17 protein-coding genes are annotated in these 22535 nt (G+C 34.2%); 3 read left to right on the top strand and 14 right to left on the bottom strand.

The annotated features are described in order from the left end of the window. Positions 1-65: 65 nt before the first annotated feature. From ACNQGH_RS06935 to ACNQGH_RS06950, 4 genes are all read right to left on the bottom strand, one after another. The gene (locus tag ACNQGH_RS06935) at positions 66-476 is read right to left on the bottom strand and encodes a BrxA/BrxB family bacilliredoxin (RefSeq protein WP_417955257.1); all 411 of its coding nucleotides are present in this window, start codon (positions 474-476) and stop codon (positions 66-68) included. An 84-nt stretch (positions 477-560) separates the two neighbouring features. Then, positions 561-1727 carry a lycopene cyclase family protein gene (locus ACNQGH_RS06940; protein WP_417955258.1) on the bottom strand — a complete coding sequence of 389 codons (1167 nt, stop codon included), beginning with the start codon at positions 1725-1727 and terminating at the stop codon, positions 561-563. 35 nt (positions 1728-1762) lie between these two features. Continuing rightward, entirely contained in the window at positions 1763-2230 is a 468-nt protein-coding gene (locus ACNQGH_RS06945; RefSeq protein ID WP_417955259.1) for a thioredoxin family protein, read from the bottom strand. Further along, entirely contained in the window at positions 2231-4489 is a 2259-nt protein-coding gene (locus ACNQGH_RS06950) for a TonB-dependent receptor (protein WP_417955260.1), read from the bottom strand. A gap of 105 nt (positions 4490-4594) precedes the next feature. Between ACNQGH_RS06950 and ACNQGH_RS06955 the strand changes: the two genes are divergently transcribed. From ACNQGH_RS06955 to ACNQGH_RS06965, 3 genes are all read left to right on the top strand, one after another. After that, positions 4595-6466: an Nramp family divalent metal transporter gene (locus ACNQGH_RS06955; RefSeq protein WP_417955261.1), complete on the top strand. Its 1872-nt coding sequence runs from the start codon at positions 4595-4597 to the stop codon at positions 6464-6466. A gap of 88 nt (positions 6467-6554) precedes the next feature. Further along, a complete protein-coding gene (locus tag ACNQGH_RS06960; protein WP_417955262.1) occupies positions 6555-7208 on the top strand; it encodes a metal-dependent transcriptional regulator in 654 nt (217 codons plus the stop codon). Between the two features lie 40 nt (positions 7209-7248). Next, positions 7249-7665, top strand: a complete 417-nt coding sequence (locus ACNQGH_RS06965; protein ID WP_417955263.1) for a hypothetical protein — start codon at positions 7249-7251, stop codon at positions 7663-7665. A 27-nt stretch (positions 7666-7692) separates the two neighbouring features. On the opposite strand, the gene ACNQGH_RS06970 is transcribed toward ACNQGH_RS06965, so the two are convergent. The 10 genes from ACNQGH_RS06970 to ACNQGH_RS07015 all read right to left on the bottom strand — a co-directional run bounded on the left by ACNQGH_RS06970 (position 7693) and on the right by ACNQGH_RS07015 (position 22529). After that, positions 7693-10146 carry a PAS domain S-box protein gene (locus ACNQGH_RS06970; RefSeq protein ID WP_417955264.1) on the bottom strand — a complete coding sequence of 818 codons (2454 nt, stop codon included), beginning with the start codon at positions 10144-10146 and terminating at the stop codon, positions 7693-7695. A gap of 132 nt (positions 10147-10278) precedes the next feature. After that, positions 10279-10800 (bottom strand): YfiR family protein, encoded by a 522-nt coding sequence (locus tag ACNQGH_RS06975; protein WP_417955265.1) that lies wholly within the window; start codon positions 10798-10800, stop codon positions 10279-10281. 45 nt (positions 10801-10845) lie between these two features. Beyond that, positions 10846-13707 (bottom strand): TonB-dependent receptor, encoded by a 2862-nt coding sequence (locus tag ACNQGH_RS06980; protein WP_417955409.1) that lies wholly within the window; start codon positions 13705-13707, stop codon positions 10846-10848. A 519-nt stretch (positions 13708-14226) separates the two neighbouring features. After that, positions 14227-14358, bottom strand: coding sequence for a FeoB-associated Cys-rich membrane protein (locus ACNQGH_RS06985; RefSeq protein ID WP_417955266.1), 132 nt, complete (start codon positions 14356-14358; stop codon positions 14227-14229). A gap of 6 nt (positions 14359-14364) precedes the next feature. Further along, entirely contained in the window at positions 14365-16467 is a 2103-nt protein-coding gene (feoB, locus tag ACNQGH_RS06990) for a ferrous iron transport protein B (RefSeq protein ID WP_417955267.1), read from the bottom strand. Further along, positions 16461-16703, bottom strand: a complete 243-nt coding sequence (locus ACNQGH_RS06995) for a FeoA family protein (protein ID WP_417955268.1) — start codon at positions 16701-16703, stop codon at positions 16461-16463. Before ACNQGH_RS06995 ends, feoB begins: the two co-directional genes overlap by 7 nt. Before the next feature lie 170 nt (positions 16704-16873). Then, positions 16874-17539, bottom strand: a complete 666-nt coding sequence (locus tag ACNQGH_RS07000) for an SCO family protein (protein WP_417955269.1) — start codon at positions 17537-17539, stop codon at positions 16874-16876. A 143-nt stretch (positions 17540-17682) separates the two neighbouring features. After that, positions 17683-20001: a TonB-dependent receptor gene (locus tag ACNQGH_RS07005; RefSeq protein ID WP_417955270.1), complete on the bottom strand. Its 2319-nt coding sequence runs from the start codon at positions 19999-20001 to the stop codon at positions 17683-17685. Between the two features lie 799 nt (positions 20002-20800). Next, positions 20801-21724 (bottom strand): DMT family transporter, encoded by a 924-nt coding sequence (locus ACNQGH_RS07010; RefSeq protein WP_417955271.1) that lies wholly within the window; start codon positions 21722-21724, stop codon positions 20801-20803. Position 21725: 1 nt separating this feature from the next. Continuing rightward, a complete protein-coding gene (locus ACNQGH_RS07015; RefSeq protein ID WP_417955272.1) occupies positions 21726-22529 on the bottom strand; it encodes an SDR family oxidoreductase in 804 nt (267 codons plus the stop codon). Positions 22530-22535: the final 6 nt, after the last annotated feature.

Genomic DNA, 22535 nt, shown 5'->3' on the forward strand with positions numbered 1-22535 from the left:
GGCGAAAAATAATAATAAAAAAACCACGATTCAAAATCGTGGTTTTTTATTTCTTTTGGATTGAATTAACAATACTCGTTGAAAGCGTCTTTCAGGTTTTCAGCAATTAATTCTGCCGGACGACCTTCAATGTGGTGACGCTCTAACATATGAACTAATTCACCGTCTTTGAACAAGGCGATACTTGGAGAAGATGGAGGAAAAGGAAACATAAATCCTCTTGCAGCATCAACAGCTTCTTTATCAACACCTGCAAAAACCGTTACTAAATGGTCCGGTTTTTTAGCATTATCCAAACTCATTTTTGCTCCTGGACGTGCATTTCTTGCAGCGCAACCACAAACTGAATTTACAACTACAAGAGTCGTTCCTTCTGCTTTTATTGCGTTTTCAACCGCTTCGCCTGTATGTAATTCTTGAAAACCTGCGTCAGATAACTCAGCACGCATCGGTTTTACCATTTCTTCTGGATACATATTTTTTATTTTAAAATTGATAATTTCAAGCTACAAAGTTACAAAGTTTAAAATCAACACGTTTGTTTGAGCTATAAAGTTTTGTTATAGTTTGATTGTTATTTTGTTTTTTTTGAAAATAACATGCAAAAGGGCTTTAATAAATACTAATTTAGGACATTTTAAAATGACTTGAATGTCTTCAAAAAAAGAAGTTTCTTCGTCCAGAAATTTCAAAATTAATGTCGGATTTCCTTTTTTGAACAGGGAAGAAAAAATAGTGCTTCCCAATTCGTTTGTGCGATCTAAAATATCCAGAAGCAACAAATCATACAACCAGAATTTACTCTTTTTATGGAACTTTGTGAAATCAGTTTCAGTTTGTAGAAATGAAACCAATTCAGTAGATTTTTTATCAGAATTTCGAAAAGTATAACCTGTGCTGGCTTTGGTCCAACCACCAGAAGTACCTATATTAATGACATTCTTGGTGTTCATTTTCCAAAAAGGATAACACGTCATGGGAATACTTCCTTGTTCTTTTTCTATGATTTCATAATTAATAATACCGAGATTTTGAATGTATTTTTTGATTTCACTTTCATATTCCCCTTTTTCAAGATGATTGTGAGAAAACAAAGTATACTCTAATAAAGCTTCGCTTCTATTGGAAGGCAACACATACATAAAACGTGTATTTCCTTTTTGTTCTACCGAAAAATCCATAAATGTGGTTTGTTCCGGATTAAAAACGGGCTGTTCAGTTTTTATAAACCAACCAATAAAGTGTTGTTGTAACAACGGATATTTAGATTGATTTTCTACCTTCTGCCTATAGTAAATGCTGTTGAATAGTTTTGTACAGGAGTAACTTTCAGAATCAGTTTGTATCAGAATTATATTTTCTGATTCTTCAATTTCGATTACTTTTTGATTGACGAAAGTGATGCTTTCTTGTTTCGAAATTAGATCAAACACCTGGTTGTAAAAATCCAAGCCTTTTACCAGGCGGTATTGATATGGTTTTAAATCTAAATCCCGACGAAAGTCTTCATTGGCAAACAATGCCAAATTCCATTTCTTTGAAACAGAATCTTCCCAAACAGTATTGTTTTTCTCCCAAAAACACCAGGTTCTGTCGTTTGTTTTTTTAGTGTTTTCATCAATTAGCAAAATACTTTTGTCTTTGAATTTTTCCGAAAGCACCATTTTATAAACGGTCATCAAAGCAGATAAGCCAGTTCCGGTAAAAATGTAATCGAAGTGTTTCATTTGAAAATTTGACAATTACATCAAAAATACATATTTTATTCTTTTAGTTTTTCTAAAAGTAGCGTAAACTCTTTCGGTTTTATGTAGCTGTTGTCTTGAAAAATGATTTCGTTTTCACTATTTAAAATACATAAAGCGGGATAATTCAGCTGTTTATTAATGGTTCCTAACGGTATAGCCAGTTCATGAATTCCGGAATTGTTTCCCGTGGATTTGAATCTAAAAGTGGCTTTGTTAAAAAGAATCGTCCGTTTTTCTTCGGCATTAAAATCAATAAAATAAAAATTATCGTTTAATTCCCTTATGATGCTTTCGTTTTTGAACGTTGTGTTTTTCATGACATGGCAAAATTGGCACCAATCCGTATGAATAAAAACGATAACTTTCCTTTTTTGAATATTTTGGAGGCTATCAATTTGTTCAAAAGAAACCAAATTTAGCTGCGCAAAACCAGATGGAATCGCCCAAAATAAAAGCAACAATAAAAAGAATTTTTTTCTCATTTACTTTAAATTATAACGCAGTCCAAAAAAGCTGCGAATACCTTGGTTAGGACCATAAACATAAGTCGTGTCAAATGTCAATCCGTAGGGATTTTGTGATGTAACCAGTACTTGTCCATTGGAGTCGTACGTTACATTTTTGTCAAAAGGATCATTTGTTCTGGAAATCAAAAAGGGGTTGTTCTGTTTTGGCAGAAAATTCAATATGTTTTTAATTCCGGCATAGAACTCAAAATTTTTACAACCCGAATAGGTAAGCTGTATGTTTTGTAAACTAAACCATGGTGAATCTGGGCTTCGGGGATCTAAAGTACTTAATAATGGTAATTTCATTGGTCCGTATACATTTCCGGTATAGTCAATATTTAAATCGATCGTTTTTATTTTATACGATACCGTCCATGTCGCAGTGAATTTTTCGGTCAGAAAGGGAGTTTCCTTTACTCCGTTTTCAACATTTTTATTATTAAGAAAGGAAGCTCCTGTTATAATTTTTAATCCGTTAGGGAAATTGACGTCTATATTCGTGCTAATTCCTTGGCTTATCGCATATCCGTTGATGTTGTCATAAATTATTTTATTGGGGTCAGTCTCATAATCGGAAACAATTTTATTGCTGAATCTCGTGTGGAAAAGTGCGGTTTCAATTCCTATAAATGTCCCATTGCTGAAATTTATTTTTTTGATGTAATTTAAATTTGCATTTATGGATTGCTCGGGCTTCAGGTTATTGGCAACTACGATTTCCCGAGCACCTGTTAAAGCAGCATGGTCTTCGGTAAATAAATTCACTACTCTAAAACCCGTTCCGGCATTCAAACGAAGAATATTATTGTCATTCAATTTCCATTTATAGGCTAATCGGGGTGTCAAAATACTTCCGTGAAAGGAGTTATAATCGTAACGCATTCCCAATAAAAGTTTATGTTTTTCAGTGAACGTAATTTCATCCTGTACAAAAATTCCGGGCAACCAGGTTTTTTCAGGATTGTTCTGTCCAAGAGCTGCCGTCGCTGGAGTATTATCATCATAGTAATTGTAACGTCCCGCTATTCCTGTAAGCAGGTCACTTTTTCCTAATTTCTTATCCCAGGTTAATTGTAGAAAACCAATTTTTTGGTTGGCAATATATTTTGTTGTGCCGTAGCGACTGTCTTGATAATGTACGTTTCCAGAGAAGGAAAGCATCAATTTTTCTTGAAATGGCAATTGATAACTTCCGATAAGCTCTGCTCGTTTTGTGTAGATGCTTTCGCCGTAAATCTCGTCTCCTCCACGGTGTTTTCTCTCCCAGCGCATATCTCCTCCAAAACGGTCTTCATAGACCGCACGTGCAGCTATGGTGAATAATCGATTTTCGTTTCTGTTAAAAGTCCATTTTTGAAAAAGAGAAATCCGGTCCGAGAGCGAAACATCGGTAAATCCGTCCTTGTCGTTGTCAATTCTATTGTTGTAATTGAAATAATTTAGACCTAATAAGGCTGTTGCTTTCTTGCCTGCATTCAATTTTACCCCCAGGTCAACATTAGTTTCGAGCCAGGAAGTACTAAAGACATCAGCGGTAAATAAAGGAGCATTTATCGGGTTTTTGGTAATGATATTAATCAAGCCTCCAACTGCTTCACTTCCGTATAAAGAGGATGCGGGACCTTTTACAATTTCAATTCTTTCAACTAAAGAATTTGGGATTCCGGATAATCCATAAACAGTGGATAGACTGCTTACTATAGGCATCCCGTCTATTAAAACCAAAGTATAGGGACCTTCCAATCCGTTGATGTGTATATCTCCGGTATTACAAACGCCGCAATTAAGTTGTGGTCGGACTCCGTTTACGTTTTGAAGCGCTTCGTAAATACTTGCCGTAGGATTTTTTTTAAAAAATATAGGGGAATAGACTTCAACCGGGACGGCACTTTCTAATCTTTTTACGGCTTTCAAGGTTCCTGAAACAACCACTTCGTTCAGTTGATTTTCAATATTTGAGAGTTCGAAATCCACAATTGTATTTTCGTTTTTTTTGACAGTTATATTTTTTCTTGATGTTTGAAAACTGTTGGCTATAATCTGAATTTTATAAGTTCCTTCCGGGATATTCTCAAAGGTATACTTACCGAGGTTATCTGTTTTAGTTTTATACTGAGTTCCTATTATAACAACGCTTGCTTCAGGAATCGCTTTATTTTCTGAGGAAACGGACCCTGAAATAAAAGTTTTTTCTTGTGCATAACTGAAGTTTACAAGAAAAACAAATATCATAAATATTTTTTTCACAATGCTTAAATTAAATTTAGGCAAAGCTAAAAATAAAATTTCGCAAAACAAATATTTTAATTACTTTTGTATCAATAATTTAATTCAACCATGGGGAAATCTTTAGAGGAAGTTCATGAATCGGTGGCTGCACATAATAAAACATCAATATTCAGAAAAATATTAGCATTTTCAGGACCTGCTTATCTGATTAGTGTGGGTTATATGGATCCGGGAAATTGGGCAACCGATATTGCAGGAGGAAGTCAGTTTGGCTATGCCTTGATTTGGGTTTTATTGATGAGTAATATTATGGCTTTGTTGCTGCAGAGTTTAAGTGCACGACTTGGAATTGTTACCCAGCGGGATTTGGCGCAAGCCTCACGCGAAACCTATCCTAAATTTATCAATTACATTCTTTATTTTCTAGCTGAAATTGCTATCGCTGCCTGTGACTTGGCAGAAGTTTTGGGTATGGCTATTGGGATTAATCTGCTTTTTGGAATTCCACTGATTGAAGGAGTTTTGATCACAGTCTTAGATACTTTCCTGTTATTATTTCTAATCAATAAAGGCATCCGAAAAATGGAGGCCTTCATTATTGTATTGGTTGGAATCATTGGGTTTTCCTTTATTTTTGAGATGATTTTTGCGCAACCGGAAATGGGAAAAATTATTTATGGTTTAATTCCTTCCATGCCCAACCAAGAAGCACTATATATCGCTATCGGAATCATTGGAGCAACTGTAATGCCGCACAATTTATATTTGCATTCCGCTTTGGTACAAACTAGAAAATTAGACAGAAGCAAGGAAGGAATTAAGGAGGCATTGAAATATAATTTCATTGATTCTACTATTGCACTGAACTTGGCCTTTTTTGTAAATGCAGCCATTTTAATACTGGCAGCTGCCACTTTCTATAAAAGTGGTATGTTTAATGTATCAGAGATTCAAGACGCACATAAGTTTCTGGAACCTCTTTTGGGGAGCAAATGGGCTCCGATATTATTTGCAGTAGCTTTGATTGCTGCAGGGCAAAGTTCTACTGTTACTGGAACATTGGCGGGGCAGATTATTATGGAAGGCTATCTGAATCTACGTATTCAACCCTGGATCCGAAGGATTATTACGCGACTTATCGCTATTGTTCCGGCAGTTATTGTTATTTCAATTTTTGGGGAAGATGTTACGGGTAAATTATTAATCTTAAGTCAGGTAATTCTGAGCTTACAACTTGGTTTTGCCATTATTCCGCTGATTCATTTTGTCAGCGATAAATCAAAAATGAAAGGTTTTCATATCAGTAAAACAACACAGGCTGCTTCTTGGCTTGTTGCACTTATTATTGTTTCGCTTAACGCCAAATTGGTTTTTGATGAAATAAACGACTGGCTCGAAACTTCCGAAAATCCAACGCTGTTATGGTTTACGGTTGTTCCGTTAGCGATAGGTTTCCTGATTTTGTTGCTGTATATCGTATTTAATCCTTTTGTTACAAAATCAAAAATAGATATTCAAAATCATTCGCCACACAATTTAAAACTGCAATTCTCTAAATCGGGATGTTATGACAAAAAGAATATCGCCGTTTCCGTAGATTTTTCCACTGCAGATGAAATTGCATTAAACAGTGCTTTTGAATTAGGGGGAATAGATGCAAAATATACTTTAATTCACGTAGAAGAAACAGTTGGAGCCATGATTTATGGCGGCAATATTGAGGATCACGAGACGTTAATAGACGAAAAACTATTGAATGAATACAAAGAAATGTTGACGGAGAAAGGATATAAAATTGCTACAGAATTAGGATTTGGGAAACCCAATAAAGTTATTCCCCAAATTATTAATAATGGAAAATTTGATGTTTTAGTAATGGGGACGCACGGACATACGGATTTTAAAGATTTAGTCTTTGGAACTACTGTTGACAGAGTACGACGCAAAATTTCAATCCCCTTGTTTATTGTAAAAAATTAAATTTTTCAGAGGCCGTTTAGCGCTGCTGAATCTTCGATGTCGCGCTAATTGTTATAAATAAAATCGTTAATCTTCAATCAAAATTCAAATGACTTTTTCAGAAGAAAATTATCTTAAAACCATATACCATCTTACCAATATTTCAGATTCCGAAGTAAGTACCAATGCTATTGCTGAAATGATGGAAACCAAAGCATCATCGGTAACCGATATGCTCAAGAAATTAGCCGAAAAGGATTTGGTCAATTATAAAAAATACCAAGGGGTTTCTTTGACGGAGCACGGGAAAATAACGGCTAAAATGATTGTGAGAAAGCACCGTCTTTGGGAAGTTTTCTTAGTAGATAAATTAGACTTTTCATGGGATGAGGTTCATGATATTGCAGAACAATTAGAACATATAAAATCAGAAAAACTGATTAACAAACTCGATGATTTTCTTGGAAATCCGACCGAAGATCCGCATGGTGACCCTATTCCGGATGCCAATGGACGTGTAATTAAAATTGAAAAACAGTTGCTTTCTGAATTGCACGAAAATCAAACTGGAATATGTGTGGGTGTAAAAGATACTTCATCTGAATTTCTTAAATATTTAGACAAACAAGGAATAGCACTGGGCTCTAAAATTCAAATACTGACTAAAGAAAGTTTTGACCTGTCTTTAAAGATAAAAGTGGATCACAAAGACTTAACCATTTCAAATAAAATTGCCACCAATCTTTTTGTGAAAATAAGCTAACCAAAAGGTATTGTATTTGGTATATTAAAATAAAAATCAAATGAAAAAGAGTTTCTTAATTTTTTTATTGGTTTTCTGTGTTGCCGTTTTTGCCCAAAACACCCAAAAAAAAAACATAAAATATGTAAAGATCAGCCCAAAAAGATGCCTTAAAAAAACAGGATATCAATTGGTTCTGAAAGCAATCATTTCCGATTCCCGTTGTCCGGAGGGCGTTACTTGCGTCTGGGCTGGAGAAGCTTCAGGAGTTATTTCCGTTTATAAAGATTCAAAGTTAATTGACGATAAAACGATTGTCTTTTCTCCAAAAAATGAAGAAGAAAACAAACAATGGTTTGCGATGTATCTACCAGAAAAGCAAAGAAAAATAAAAAGCATCAGTGTTTTTCCTTATCCCAAGCAAGACGTACCTGTTGTTAAAAAAGACTATTATATAAAGATAGGGTATTCAAAATAAGTCTAATGACAATGCTGAGCTATTTTTTTATCCCTTTTTAAAACCAATTAATTTTCGATATTTCTGCTCGCTTTCTTCTAAGGCAACCTCAAGTTCTTTGTAAGAGGTAATGTCTTTTATATTAGCAACTGCAGCGATAACATAGTTGTTTTCATCGATTATTGGTCTGCCGCTAATGATAACCCGTTTTTTGGCTTTTGTTTCTGAATTTTCAATTATTATCTCAACATCATCCGTAGACTCTCCTTTTAATGCTTTTTCCAATGGAAGATTCTGTGCGGGAAAAATGGTTTTTTCGTCAGGATAATATAATTCATATTTAGTTGACCAATCAAGCGTAGTAGGGGCTGCAGAATCTTGTTTTATTCCTATAATTTCTTCTGCCATATGATTGGATAAAACAATTCTTTTTTGATTATCGGTTACAATAATTCCCTCGCCAATATTTTCAAGGATCAATTTTAATTTTAGTTCATTAAGATGCACTAATTTGTCTGCTTCTTTTTTTTCATTTTCCATTTTTTTCCTTAGTGAGATATCTTTGATAAAAGCAATGAAAATATATTTGCCCAAAATTGTAGCTGGAGACACTGTCAGCTCAATATCAAACTCTTCATTTTTTTTGTTAAGGGCTGTGATTTCTATTGTTTTATTAATAATCGGTCCCTCACCTGTTGTAAGGAAATTTTTAAAACCTTTACTATGTTCGTCTCTATACTTTTCAGGAATAATTAAATCACGCATAGTTTTTCCCATAGCTTCCGATAGTGACCATCCGAATGTTTTTTCAGCTTGCGGGTTCCATCTGATAATATTTCCCTCATCATTTATTACTATTAAAGCGTCTGGCGCCTCATTAAATATGGTTTGCAATTGACCTTCGCTTTCTTTTAATTTCTGTTCAGCCGCTTTTCGTTCCGTAATATCTCTCATAATAGATTTATGTCCGGTTATCCTATTGCCTTCTCTTAATTGCATTACCGTTTGTTCTACCCATTTTTCTTCTCTGGATTTAGTAAGGATGGGAAATGAGAATAATGTTTCATCTATTTTATTTTTAAACTGATTTAAGTAGAATTCGGCCACACGATCTTTCCACTCCGGAGCAACGAGTTCTGAAAAATGTTTTCCTATAATTTCATTTTGAGTATAACCCGTTAGTTTTCGGCAGGCAGGATTGATGTAGGTAAAATAACCTTTGTAATCAGAAGTATGGACCACATCGCTGATGTTTTCCACAATTTCACGATATTTTTCTTCGCTTTTTCGGAGGGTTTCGATGGCTTCGGCTAATTGCGCTGTACGTTCTGTTACTTTTCGTTCCAGTTCTTCATTTAGTTTTTTAATCTCGTTTTCTGAATTTTTTCGTTCCGTAATATCGTGAATAACCAAAACTCCGCCAGTTATTCCACCGGCAGGATTTTTTAAAGGTCTGGCAGTAACAACTACAGAAAGACCTTCGGGTTTTTTATAGTTCTGGATAAATATTTCCATATTATCCACTTCTTCACCATTTAATGCTTGTACTAAAGGAAGCTCATTAGTATTAAAGACGGTTTTGGTATCGGGCAAAAAGAAACCATAGGTTTCAGCCCATCTGTCGATGGGGATATCCATAGGTCCAATTCCAATTATTCTTTCACTGGCAGCATTCCAGAGGATGAATTTTCTATTCTCATCAGCAACGATTAATCCATCACCCATGTTTTGTATAACCGATTGTAAAAGAGCATTTTGTTTGTTCAGTTGTTCTTTGGATTGTGCTACTTCAGTATCTCTTTTTTCAATATTTTCCAGCATATCATTAAGTCCCAGGGAAAGGATGCTGATTTCATCTTTTCCTTCAACAACCATCCGGGTTTTATAATCACCCGTATCCTTTATCTGTTGTATTACAGTTACTAAGTTTAACAAGGGTTTTGAGATGTATTTTTTAATAATCATGGCAATCAGAAAAGCAAGTCCGATTCCGACAATTAATAATACTATTCCCAGACGCAAAACGGCCATTTTTATTTTATTCAATTCGGAAAGTTCAAAGCGGATACAGACCAGCCCTATTGTTTTATTATCTTTTTTGATTTTGTTGTAAACAAAAAGATTTTCATTAGTAAACATGAAGCTTTTTTGATCCATAACTGGTACAGTAAACCGATAGTTAGGATTGGAGCCTGGTTTAGTATACGATGCAAAAACAGTTCCTTTTTTGTCCAGTATAGTTGCGTTTAAAATGTCATTTTGCACTTTTAATTCTGATAGTATTTTCTGTGCGGCTGCATTATCTAAAAATTCGAGAGCAGAAACACTATTAAAGCCTACCACTTGGGCAATAGCAATTGAACTTATTATTTTTCGATCTTTGAACCCTTTAATGTCTATTAATACAAAAGCTGTAATACAAAGCCCTAATACAAATGCGGAGGTAAAAACCTGCATTAGTACCAATTTATTTTTGATGGAGATGTTACGTAGATTCATCATTTGTTTGTGGTTTTTCCAATATTTAAAATAGTATTTCGCGCACTTTAAGTGCTCTGTAACGTCACTTTCTCTTTGTCTCTTTACTCCTAAACGCTCCCTAGTGGAACGATGTAAATGTGCAATTTGTGACGATTATTGCACAATAATTGCATGTTGCAGCAAGAATGAACTGATTCCGATCCCGGATTTATTTATTGCTTTTAGATTTACCTCAAATTTTAATTTATTTTCGACTATAATAAAATTCATTTGCGCCCCTTTTTTTCCGTAACCGATTCGTTCTGTTACAATCAATACTGGCTTACCAGAGAATTTCGAAAGAATCGTTTCAATTGGTATGGTACTATTGTAAGGAACAAACAGAATATTACAAAAACTGATCTCGTTCAAATTTTTATATTCCTTTATATCAATTTTTCTGTTTTTAGGCATGTCAAGCAATGAAGCGGTAATTGGACTTTCTTCCAGAATAGCGATCTTAAAAGTTTGATTTTTAGAATAATCTTTCCAATTAACATAGTCTATAAAACGATAAAGAAAAGCAGCTTTTAAGGCATATTCCTTCCCTCCAGCGTTCTCTTGGGCTGCTATTGGATTTCCTCCCATCAGTATGATGATTACCCCCCAAAAAAAGATGTGATTTTTAAGTATCATAACATTTAATTTTTAACAGTTCCGACTTTTTTTTAAATTCTGACCTTAGAATTTATAGCGTAATGACAAACTGAACAAAGTTCCTAATTGGCTAAAGTGGAATCCTTGATATGTCGTTTGAGAATAACGGCCATTGAATGTAATCAAGTTAAATTGTGATTTTACTTGAGCAGGATTATTCAAAATGGCTGCTCCAACTGCATTTTCGGCTTTAAATTTCCATTCAGGCAATACGTTTAATAAATTGTTCACATTTAGAGCTAATGTCAATTTATCGGTTGCAGCGAAATCAATTCCTAAATCAGTAACTATTTTTGGCATAAACTCAGTTCTTAAATTTGAATCTAAACCTTGCTGTTTGAAAGTAGCTTTCCCAAAATAAGTGTTGTTAAGCGTTAAATCAAATTTTCTAATCTGGTAATTTACTCCCAAAATCCATTTTGTTTCGGGTCTTGAAGTAAACATTAAAGCATTAAGTGTTGCACCAAAATTATCACTTGCAACGGGCGAAATTCTCTTATTTTCAAAAGTTACGTTTCCAGATAAATTGAAATCTAATGCTCCGATTCCTATCGTTATAGTGTTGTAATTCATCACAAAATCCAAGCCAGATGTTCTCGAATCAAATGAATTTTCAAACCAGGCAACGCTGCCAAATTGAGTAGCTATTTTATCCCCTAAGATAATCCTGTTTGCTACTTTGATGTTGTAATAATCTATCGTGAAATTTAATTTTTTTAGAGGATTGGCTCCTATCCCAATTGTGATATTAGTTGATTTTTCAGCATCTAGTTTTGGGATACCCAAAATACGCGCCTGTGCAGAAATATTATTAATTAACCCGCTAATTTGAATTCCTTGGCCCGCTACAAAGGAATATTGTGATTTTTGAGAATATATTTGGTGTAATGTTGGGGCTCTGAATCCGGTGGAAATAGATCCTCTTACGATAATTTTGTCATTATAAAATTTAAACCTAGAACTTAATTTCCAGACCGTTGCTGATCCAAAATCACTATAGTCTTCATAACGAACCGTACCGTTTACCAAGAAATCTTTAGTAAAATCATATGCTAAATCGAAGTATCCTCCTAAATTGTAACGATTCCATTTGCCTGTATTTTCTGGCCTGTTACCGGCAAAGGAATCAGCACCTTCTCCATCCCAGGAAGCTTTGTCCCCTTCCCTAATTATAAAAGTTTCTGTTCTGACTTCAGAACCAAAACCAACGCTTATTTTATCGGATAATACTTTAGAGATATCTAAATTCCCCACAATGTGGTTAAACGAAGCTCCCCCAGGTTTGAATGAGATCGGACTATTCTCCTGGTAGATATTAACCCTGTTAGAATCTTTTATGTCTGATTTGTTTTGAGAGTTTTCTACCGTATAGCTTTGCGAATTACCGCCAACAGTTATGCTGGCATCGACATTCCATCCATTCTTTATAGCTTTGTAACCTAAGGTACCATTGTAATCGTTTAAATCTCCAGTAAATGTAGGAAGATAACCTTTATAGGAAGCTATTGTGCCATCACCAAAGAAATCTTTTAAATAAGTGGGATAAACAGATGAGTTGCTCCAGTTTGGGATGCTGCTATTTTCGAAGGGGTTTTTTATAGATCGCCAGTACGGGGTTCTGTAGTTCGCAAATGAGTTAACTTTTTTGTAAACGTAAGCAGCATTATAATACATTTGTGTTTCATGGGACAAATTAAATTCACCGTTTACCAAAAATTTTACGGCGGCAGTTTCCGGAGAACCATTGATGTTTCCTCCTTCAGGATTTCTCGTTAAAAAAGTATCAACAACATTTCTTCCCGTTATATTTCCTTGATTTATGGTGGCTAATTTTGCGTTGTAATCGGACGAGCCTATGTATTTTTCAAAAACAGTATTTATTTGGGCAGCTGTCATTCCAGTTATATCGGTACCGCCAAGAGTATTGTCTTTATTGACATAACTGCTATATAGGACAGGATTTATTTTAACAAAATCATTAAAATCTCCTTCTGCATCCACTTTTCCGGGCCTGTTAGCTAAGTTTACCTTTGAAAAATCTAAAGTATAATTTACAAAACCTTTGTCGCCTATAGCAGACCCATTGTTTAAACTTACGCCTAACATTTCTCCATCGCCTTCAGCAGTAATTCCTGTTTTTATAGTTACTGAGCCATCTTCGGTTCTCTCTTTTAAAATAATATTTATTACTCCGGCTATCGCATCAGAACCATATTGAGGGGATGCCCCATCACGTAGAATCTCTACTCTTTCGATAGCATCAATTGGTATTGCTGAAATATCGGCAGCTGTTTCCCCTTGGCCTGGAGCCGTCTGAACATAAAGTAGCGCGCTTACGTTTTTGCGTTTTCCATTGATAAGTAGCAAGGTTCTACTAGGACCCATATTTCTAATCTCATAGGGGTCGAGTAATGAGGTAGCATCATTTACAGGAGTTTGAACAGTATTAAAAGAGGGTATTCTGTACTGTAATGCCTTGTCAAAAGTTGTTTGCCCCGTTGCCATGAGGTTTTCAAATGTTATTACATCAATTGGAAGTGTAGTTGTGGTATTGCTTCTGGGCGCTACTCTTGTTCCGGTAACCACAACGTCGGTACTATTTTGTCCCCCGTCTTGGGATAAAACAACATTTAAAGTAGGATCAGTTGTGTCATATTCCTGTTTGGAGTACCCAAAGTAACTAAAGACCAGAGTAGCTCCTTCTCTAACGGTAATCTGGTACGCCCCATTGATGTCACTGGAAACGCTATTGTTTGTCCCTTTTTCAGTGATGTTAACCCCTGGCATAGCAATACCAGCATTATCTATTACAAAACCTGAGATTTCTTTTTGGGCAAAAAGAAATGTGAAGTTCAATATAAATAATAGTAATGTAAACGTTTTCATGATTAGTTGATATTGGCTCATTTTTTATTTGAAATCAATTGCAACATAATAACTATAAGAAACTTTAATTTAGACGATTAACACTTTTTTTTGTGATAAATTAGTCAATGAAATGAGTAATTAAGAAAAAAAAGACAGTTTGTTTTTTTCATAAGAATAGATGCTATACCGAGGTTTCTTGTAGTTTTCTCCTTTAAATTATTAAAAGATACCGATTACCAATTCATAGTAGTTCTATAATTCCAATTGCTGGGTAGGAGTAAAGCTAAAAGTCCTGAAATTATGTTCAAAAGGGATCTTAGATCCAAGTACAATCAGAAACCATTTTTTTAAAAACTAAAAATGGAAATGACTGATTTTGAGTCTAAAACCACGATTTTATACTATGTAAATTTAGTTAATTTAAATCAAATAGTTTAAATTAATGGGTGGATTTTTATTTTTTAAATTAGTCGAATTTTAAATTTTGATTGTTTCTTCATTCGTAAGGTGAAAAGCGAATGCATTTAAACAAAAAGTTCAATGACAACCACAATCGTCATCACTACCGCAATTTTTATCTGATTTCTTCTTTTTGAAAAAGAATTTTCGAATCAAAAAAGCTACTGCAATTGCGAGTGCAACAAACGCTATAATTTCCTGAATATCCATAATCGTTTATTTTAGAATTTGATAGGCTATCAGCGCTACTACATAAGCAAAGCCACTCATGAAAATTAGTTGCCCTAACGGCCATTTCCAGCTGTTGGTTTCTTTTTTGGTAATGGCTAATGTACTGGCACATTGCATGGCAAAAGCATAAAATAACAATAGCGATATACCCGATGCAAAATTGAATATTTTTTCTCCTGTTGCCGGATTGATTTCGGAAGCCATTTTGTTCTTTATGGTAACTTCGTTATCACTTCCGCCAACACTGTAGATCGTCGCTAATGTTCCCACAAAAACTTCTCTCGCGGCAAACGAACTGATAATGGCAATCCCTATTTTCCAGTCATATCCCAAAGGAGAAATCACTGGCTCAATGGTTTTTCCCATTAAACCGATATAAGAGTTTTCTAATTTTTGTGAAGCAACGGCATTGTTAAATTCTGTTTTTGACAGCGGTTTGTCTTTGGTTTTTTCAGCTACAATAGTTTCTGCATTATTGAATTTTTCTCCTGGACCGTAGGAAGCCAAAAACCATAAAACAATGGAAATAGCTAATATAATTTTTCCTGCACCAAAAATAAATGCCTTTGTTTTTTCGATTACGTTAATTCCCACATTTTTGAAAAGTGGTAATTTATAATTAGGCATTTCAACTACAAAATAGGTTTTTCCTTTTATTTTTAGAATCTTATTTAAAATGTAAGCCGAGAAAATAGCCATTCCAAAACCCAAAAGATACAACAGCATCAATGTCATTCCCTGCATATTCAAGATTCCAAAAATGCGAGTATCGGGAATCACCAGCGCAATAATGATGGCGTAAACAGGTAATCTTGCAGAACAAGTTGTGAAAGGAGTTACCAGTATGGTGATGAGTCTTTCTTTCCAGTTTTCGATGTTTCGGGTTGCCATAATCGCAGGAATTGCACATGCTGTTCCTGAAATAAGCGGCACAACGCTTTTACCTGATAAACCAAATTTACGCATGATTTTATCCATCAGAAAAACCACTCTGCTCATATAACCGCTTTCTTCGAGAATGGAAATGAACATGAAAAGAAAGGCAATCTGTGGTATAAATATTAAAATTCCCCCAATTCCAGGAATAATTCCCTGTGAAATTAAATTGGTTAAAACTCCAGCAGGCAAATTGTCAGCAGCTAGAGAACTCAACGAAGCAAAAGTGCTATCGATGAAATCCATTGGGATTTTTGACCATTCAAAAATAGATTGAAAAATGACAAATAAGATTAGAAAGAAAATTACATAACCCCACACTTTATGGGTGAGCACGCGATCCAGTTTACTACGAAAATCTTTAGCGACAGTTTCGTCAATTTTTAATCCAACTTTCAGAACATCATTGATAAACTGATACCGTTTTATCGTTTCTTTTTGCTGCAAACGCTTCAGGTCTGAGTGCGATTTGGTCAATGAGCTTCGAATTTCGTTACGATCTAAATTTAGAAAATTAACATCCTGTGTAATGACTAACCACAATTTATATAACAACTGATTCGGGAATGTTTTACGCAACGTATTGAAATATTCAGGATCAATACTGGAGGCATTCAAACAGGGTTCACTAGAAATATTTTTATAAGTGACAGTTAATTTTTTTAATTGATCGATTCCGAAACCTTTTCTCGAACTAATCAATGCAATCTTGGTTTTGAGATGCTCTTCAAGGTACGGAATGTCTAGCGTTATTCCTTTATACGCCATTCTATCAGCCATGTTTATGACTAGAATAGTAGGGATTTCTAAATCTTTTATTTGTGTAAAAAGAAGTAAATTACGTTTCAAATTTTCTACATCAGTAACGACAAGAGCTACATCTGGATATAATTTGTCGTTTTTGTTCAGCAAAAGCTCAATTACTACGTTTTCATCAATCGAACTGGCATTCAAACTATACGTTCCTGGTAAATCTAGAATATTAGCTTTAACATTATTCGGTAATTTACAAAACCCAATCTTTTTTTCAACGGTAATTCCGGGATAATTACCCACTTGCTGGTTTAAACCCGTCAACTGATTGAATACGGAAGTTTTACCTACATTTGGATTTCCTATTAAAGCGACATTAATGTTTCGATTGCTTACCATAAGTTGGTTTTCATTATTTCAACTTCAATTTCCCTTGCAGTTTCTATACGAATGGCAACATGAGAACCATTAATATTTAAGTATAAAGGATCTCCAAAAGGTGCAATTTGAAGTAATTCTACCATATTCCCGGGTAAACAACCCATTTCTAATAATTTTAAAGGGACGATATCAATATCAAAATCTTTAATAATGGCTTTTTCGCCTTTTTTGAGGGAATGTATCGTTGTTCGCAAGACTTATTTAGATTGAATTAAGATTGCAAAAGTACATATTATAATACCAAAACAAATGATAATTATCATTTTTGTAGCTTTTATGAGTAAATAAAAGCTAGTAACTTGCTTGTTTTTATTGATCTGATAAAGGAAATGAAATACCTGAAGTTCAATTTTTTAATTATTTTTTATTCGATACACAAAAAATTAATATCCTCTATTAAACGTTTCATGTCCTCTTTTTTAGTTCCGTCATAAAAACCACGAACGCGTCTTTTTGTGTCCACCAAAACAAAGTTTTCTGTGTGAACCATATCATATAACTGTTCTGGTCTTCCTAATTTGACTGCCAAATAGGATTTTCTTGCCATAGTGTAAATGGCTTTTTTATCGCCGGTAACTAAGTTCCATTTGCTGTCAACTACTCCATTTTTTAGAGCATACGCTTTTAAAACAGGAACGCTGTCAGTTTCAGGGAAAACAGTATGGGAAAGCAGCATTACTTTTGGATTATTAATAATTGCTTTTTGAACTTCTGCTAAATTGGTTGTCATTTTTGGGCAAATAGAACCGCAAGTGGTAAAGAAGAAATCAGCAACATATACTTTTCCTTCATAATCTTTTTCTGTGATGGTTTTTCCGTTTTGGTTTACAAATGAAAAATCAGCAATGGTATGGTATTTACTGATGTATTGTACTGTACTGTCTACCAATTCCGGGTTTACATCTGAGGGATTAAAAACAGGTAGTGATTTACTTGGTTTTAGTGCCACATAAAACAAGTAAATTGTCAGGATAGAAAAGACTAACAAAACACCAAAAAACTTTCGGTATTTATAAAAAATGGATTTCATAAAAATAATTTTCGGCAAAAATACGAAAAGGTAATTTTAAAAAAGAATCTCTTTTAATTTTATCAAATTTCAAGATCAAAAAATCAAAAAATGCTGTCTTTTTAAGACAAAAACTGTTGACAACAGTGTTTTATTTATCATTTTTAAAATTTAAAAATCAAATTGCAAAAAAGTTGTCTTCCATGTTGTAAAAATTGTTTTGGACCACCTAATCTTATATCAGGTTGATAGAATTTTGAATCAAACAGATTCGTAACTGATAATTGTGTAGTAAGTTCTGCATCGTACACTTTTATTTTCACATAAGAAAATGTCAAATCAATCTTGGCATAAGATGGAATGGTAATTATTTGTATAATATCCTTATTACCATGTTTTGCTTTAATTTCAGAATAATAATTGATTCTTGAATTTATTGTAAACGAATCAGTGGCATTAAAAGTAACACCTCCGGTTATCCTGTTGGTATAAACACCGAGATTTACGGTACGCGCTCCAGCGTAATCGTCAGCATCTTTTTGAACATAAGAATAACCAATTTCAGTTCTGATTTTTCCTGTTTTGTAAAACAATTGACTTTCAAAACCATAGATGTGTATTACTTTATCTGAATTTTTGAAAACTAAGGTTTCAGTAGGTTCAATAAAATTTGTTGCTCTATTTTTATAGGCGACAATATGCGCAATTAAATTACTGGTAAACGATTGGTTGATTCCAATCTCAAAGGTATTCATGCGTACTGGATCAAGTTCAATAGGCTCTTTTTTTTCTGTTAAGGCCCCAAGCTCAAAAATAGTAGGTTCACGGAAAGCTTGACCAAAAAGAAATTTTATTGAGGTTTTTGGAAATGGGGTGTAAACTAAACCACTGCGAAAGGTAAAAATGGATTTATAAATATTGTGGTGATCAAATCGTCCACCCAGGGTAAGATATAGCTTATCAAATAGTGTTTTCTGCAATTGTAAAAAAAATGAATTTTTATATTGACGGAAGAATGGTTTGCGCATGGTATTTTCAATAGAGCGTGTTTCATCGAAATCAGGGTTTATTCTATCTGTAGAACGAGCGATACCAAGTAAATCAAAGAGGTCAAAAGTATAACCACCAATAATAGATAAAGTTGGATCTGGGGCGTAATTTAACTGTATGTTTGCTTTATATCGTTTTGAACCTGAACTCGATTGCTGTGAATATACATCGATGAAATTTTCTTGGATTTCTTTATCCGTAAGTGGTACGTTCGGATCATGTCCGTTTTTTATAAGCGTATTATAAATAGCGCTGTCGAAAGAAGTGTTTAATCCCCAGAATCTTTCTTTATAAAATTGAAGTTCAGCATTAATTTTAAGTTTATCAGTAATTTTTTTATCTATACCGGCATAATAGAGCGCTAATTGGCGATAATCATATTGACTTTTATAATCTAACGAAACATGTTCAATTCCTTTACTGCCTTTAAGCTCATATCCCTCTATTCCTATATAGAAGCCTTTGTATGAGACTTTTGCAGCATATGGGATTGACCAGTTATCCTGTTTGAATTGTTGGTTTAGGGGAAACGCTTTAGCAGGAAATCCTTGTCTGAAATTTACGGTATCTTTTATAAAATCTTTATAATCCCAAAGATTAGTGCGAAAATATCGAAAACTACCACTGATACGAAAATCATTTATATTTTTTCCAAACACGATACTATGGGACTGAGTTTGTTCTGTTCCAATTTCTGCATGATACTCCGTTGCATTAAAATCAGAGGAATCATTTTTTGTGATGATATTGATGACACCAACCAAAGCATTTGCTCCATAAAGAGCAGATGCCGGACCTTGGAGAATTTCAACCTGTTTTACGTTATGCATCGCAAATTGCGTTGCTATGAATGTTTCGGACGCAATTAGATTTTGCATTTCTCTTCCATTCACCAATAAGAGAGTTTGCGAAAAATTACTTAAAAACCCACGTTGTCCTCCAAAAGCAAAAATGTCGGTTTTAATAGCTACCACACCTGGAACGTTTTCCAATAAACTTGTTAAATTAGTGTAACCGTTTTCGATAATATCTTTTTCAGTGACGACATAAATTGTTGCCGGTGCAATTTTCAGATTTTCAGATTTTTTCGAAGCAGTTACAACATCAATACTCATTAGTTCGTCCAAACTGAGTTGAAACAAATCAATACCACCAATCATTATTATGTTTAAATTTACTGTGTCGCTGGTGATTTCAACGGCTTGGCCTTTAAAATTTTCTTTTGCAAATTCAAGTATTCTATTAGCTTCTGGTACTTCTATTGAATACTTTCCTGCCGCATCTGTAAAAGTTTTTAGGTCTGTATTTTTAACAGTAACTTTTACGTTTTCGATAGGTCTGTTTGTTTTGTCGCTTATGACCCCAGTTACTATTTGTTGTGCAAATGCTATATGTACTGTGAGAACCAATATAATAAATAAAGACTTTTTCATAATTTCTTTTTTTATTAATAATTGATAATTTGTTGATAAAAAATGTCTTTTAGTTGTGATTACGTATTCTCCATCAACTTTATAAAATAGTTTCTTCTGTTGCTTTTTAAATATCTATTTGGCACAGCTGTTTATTCAATTTTCATTTTTTTTAATTGCAACTGTTGTGAAAAATAGTTGTATCGTATTTGTGATTTGGTTTTGATTGAATACCGATTAATTGTCCTTTAAGGATGAGGTTAGTTGTAAAGTATCACATCCTCGGTGATTTTCGGCAACTGTTTTTTATTAAAAGCCAAAAACGATTTTATGCCTCATAAAACTCTATCGTGCTGTAACTAGAGCATTTGGATAGTAACCAATATTTAAATTTCTCTTTTTTTGTCCTTACCTTCTATAGATGGAAGTTTAGGTTTTCTTCTTCGTCTGAAAATAATTTTTATTATCAGATATATCGGTCAAATGCCAAGTGCCTAAAGTTACGCTCTATCTTGCGCTTCCTGGTTGTTTCATACGTGCCATCAAATCTACTTTCTTTTAAATAAACGGGCAATTCAACATTCACTTCGGTCTTTATGCGTTCCCTGTAAAGACTGTTTTTTTTGAAAAAGGTGTACTAAAGTTAGTGAATTTTTTGTTTGGATTCATTGTTTTCTGATAAAAAAAGATAAAAGAGATGCCGAAAAATGGCTACTCAAAAATCCGTATTTCCAGTTGCAAAAGTCAAAATGCTATTGGTGAAAGTGTTTTTTTTTAGCAAATTATATTTTATTGGACAATCCAGAACAAAGAATAAGTATTATTTGCGGCTTTTTCTTAGCGAATAATTCACCATATACAGCCCGAATAATGTCACCCCGCCTCCTATACCCAGTGCAATAGTAAGTTGTTCTCCAAAAATCATTGTGCCTAAAATTACGGCTACAATGGGATTGATATAAGCATAGATGCTGTTTATTTCTGAAGGTAAGTTCTGAAGCGCATAGATAAAGGCAATGAAAGTAAGAATAGACCCAATGATGATCAGGTAGGCAATTGATAACCATGACATCATAGGTATAGAACTTAGACTAACGGATGTTCCGGTAGCGCCTGTAAATGCAAAAAGCAAAATACTTGATAAAAACATTTGCAATCCTAAACTAAAATAAGGATTAAAACTTGCCGCTTTCTTCTTGGTATATAAAGATCCAAATGCCCAGGTTAAAGTAGCAATTATCGAAATAAAAATTCCAAACCTAAAATCCGGGAGTAGGAAATCGCTTAGATGATCGTAGAATATGACACACACTCCGCCAAAACTAACCACCAAACCAATAACCGCTAATTGTGCCAATCGTTCTCCTCTCAAGATGCTTATGATAACAATCCATAAAGGCACCAAAGCTCCGATAATGGCGCCTAAGCCACTACTGATGTATTTCACCCCCCAAGTGCTTAATCCGTTGCTTAATACGAAATTAAGAATGCTGAGGATAATGATTGTTTTCCATTGTTTTCCTTTTGGCCAGGGTCTTTTTTTGAACAAGAAAAAGGAAATATATAAAAATCCGGCAATGAATTGTCTTATGGCGGCAAGTTGTATTGCCGGCATATGTTTTACCCCTTCTTTAGAAGCAATCCATGTGGTACCCCAAAAAAAACTAACCCAACATAAAGCTAATATGGGTAATCCAATAGCGTTGATTTTAGATGAAAAGGCATTTTTAAGTTTAGTCCTCACGTTATAAATTTGGTTTGGTAAAAGTATAATTTAAAACGGTTTCTATTTTGTCACTCGAAATGGTTTTTTTGACAGAAGGTTTTTCATGGTTAAATTTTGGCAAAGCCAAATTCAGATCGATTGCCTTTTTTATATAATAAGTTTCTCGTGACGGATGAGATGGTGTTACCGCATTAAAGGTTTCGTTCCAAGAATTATTTTCAATAATCTTTAGAATAATACCAAGGCAATCTTCATGATGAATGAGGTTTATAGGCGCGTCTGGATTATCGAGGTTTTCGCGACCAGCCAGAAATTTTATCGGATGTCGGTCTTTGCCAATTAAACCACCAAAACGAAGTACAGTAGTTTTGAATCGCTCATTGCTTTTTAAAAGTTGCTCGGCCAAGACTAATTGTTTTCCGCTTTCGGTATCCGGCTGAGGTACTGTTTCTTCTGATACGACAGTATGAGTATTCCCGTAAATTGACGTGGAACTGATAAAAAGTACTTTTTTGATGGAGGATTTTTCTATAAATGGAATTGCATTTCTGATTTTTGAAACGAAATTTTCTTTTGCTGTACCACGAAGTTTAGGTGGAACGTCAAGGATCAATATTTCAGAGTTTTCTAGAAAATCTGCAATGTTTCCATCTGTTTTATGCTCAGAGAGCACAATTAAAAAAGGATTGATTCCTGAATTTCCCAACAAAGATAATTTGTCCGGTGAAGTCGTTGATCCATTTACGGTAAATCCTTTTTTGACTAAGGCTTGCGCCAAGGGCAATCCCAACCAACCACAACCAAGAATGCTAATTTTTGTCATTTTATT

Origin of the sequence: Flavobacterium kochi (genome assembly GCF_048286715.1) — a bacterium.
In the GTDB taxonomy this organism is placed as follows: Bacteria; Bacteroidota; Bacteroidia; order Flavobacteriales; family Flavobacteriaceae; genus Flavobacterium.

Coding starts and splice junctions, on each gene's coding strand:
- ACNQGH_RS06960 (WP_417955262.1), top strand. CDS start 6,555: ATGACTTTTTCAGAAGAAAATTATCTTAAAACCATATACCATCTTACC.
- feoB (WP_417955267.1), bottom strand. CDS start 16,467: ATGGTAAGCAATCGAAACATTAATGTCGCTTTAATAGGAAATCCAAAT.
- ACNQGH_RS06970 (WP_417955264.1), bottom strand. CDS start 10,146: ATGATGAATCTACGTAACATCTCCATCAAAAATAAATTGGTACTAATG.
- ACNQGH_RS06935 (WP_417955257.1), bottom strand. CDS start 476: ATGTATCCAGAAGAAATGGTAAAACCGATGCGTGCTGAGTTATCTGAC.
- ACNQGH_RS06975 (WP_417955265.1), bottom strand. CDS start 10,800: ATGATACTTAAAAATCACATCTTTTTTTGGGGGGTAATCATCATACTG.
- ACNQGH_RS06965 (WP_417955263.1), top strand. CDS start 7,249: ATGAAAAAGAGTTTCTTAATTTTTTTATTGGTTTTCTGTGTTGCCGTT.
- ACNQGH_RS06950 (WP_417955260.1), bottom strand. CDS start 4,489: ATGATATTTGTTTTTCTTGTAAACTTCAGTTATGCACAAGAAAAAACT.
- ACNQGH_RS06985 (WP_417955266.1), bottom strand. CDS start 14,358: ATGGATATTCAGGAAATTATAGCGTTTGTTGCACTCGCAATTGCAGTA.
- ACNQGH_RS07000 (WP_417955269.1), bottom strand. CDS start 17,539: ATGAAATCCATTTTTTATAAATACCGAAAGTTTTTTGGTGTTTTGTTA.
- ACNQGH_RS07005 (WP_417955270.1), bottom strand. CDS start 20,001: ATGAAAAAGTCTTTATTTATTATATTGGTTCTCACAGTACATATAGCA.
- ACNQGH_RS06945 (WP_417955259.1), bottom strand. CDS start 2,230: ATGAGAAAAAAATTCTTTTTATTGTTGCTTTTATTTTGGGCGATTCCA.
- ACNQGH_RS06940 (WP_417955258.1), bottom strand. CDS start 1,727: ATGAAACACTTCGATTACATTTTTACCGGAACTGGCTTATCTGCTTTG.
- ACNQGH_RS07015 (WP_417955272.1), bottom strand. CDS start 22,529: ATGACAAAAATTAGCATTCTTGGTTGTGGTTGGTTGGGATTGCCCTTG.
- ACNQGH_RS06980 (WP_417955409.1), bottom strand. CDS start 13,707: ATGAAAACGTTTACATTACTATTATTTATATTGAACTTCACATTTCTT.
- ACNQGH_RS06955 (WP_417955261.1), top strand. CDS start 4,595: ATGGGGAAATCTTTAGAGGAAGTTCATGAATCGGTGGCTGCACATAAT.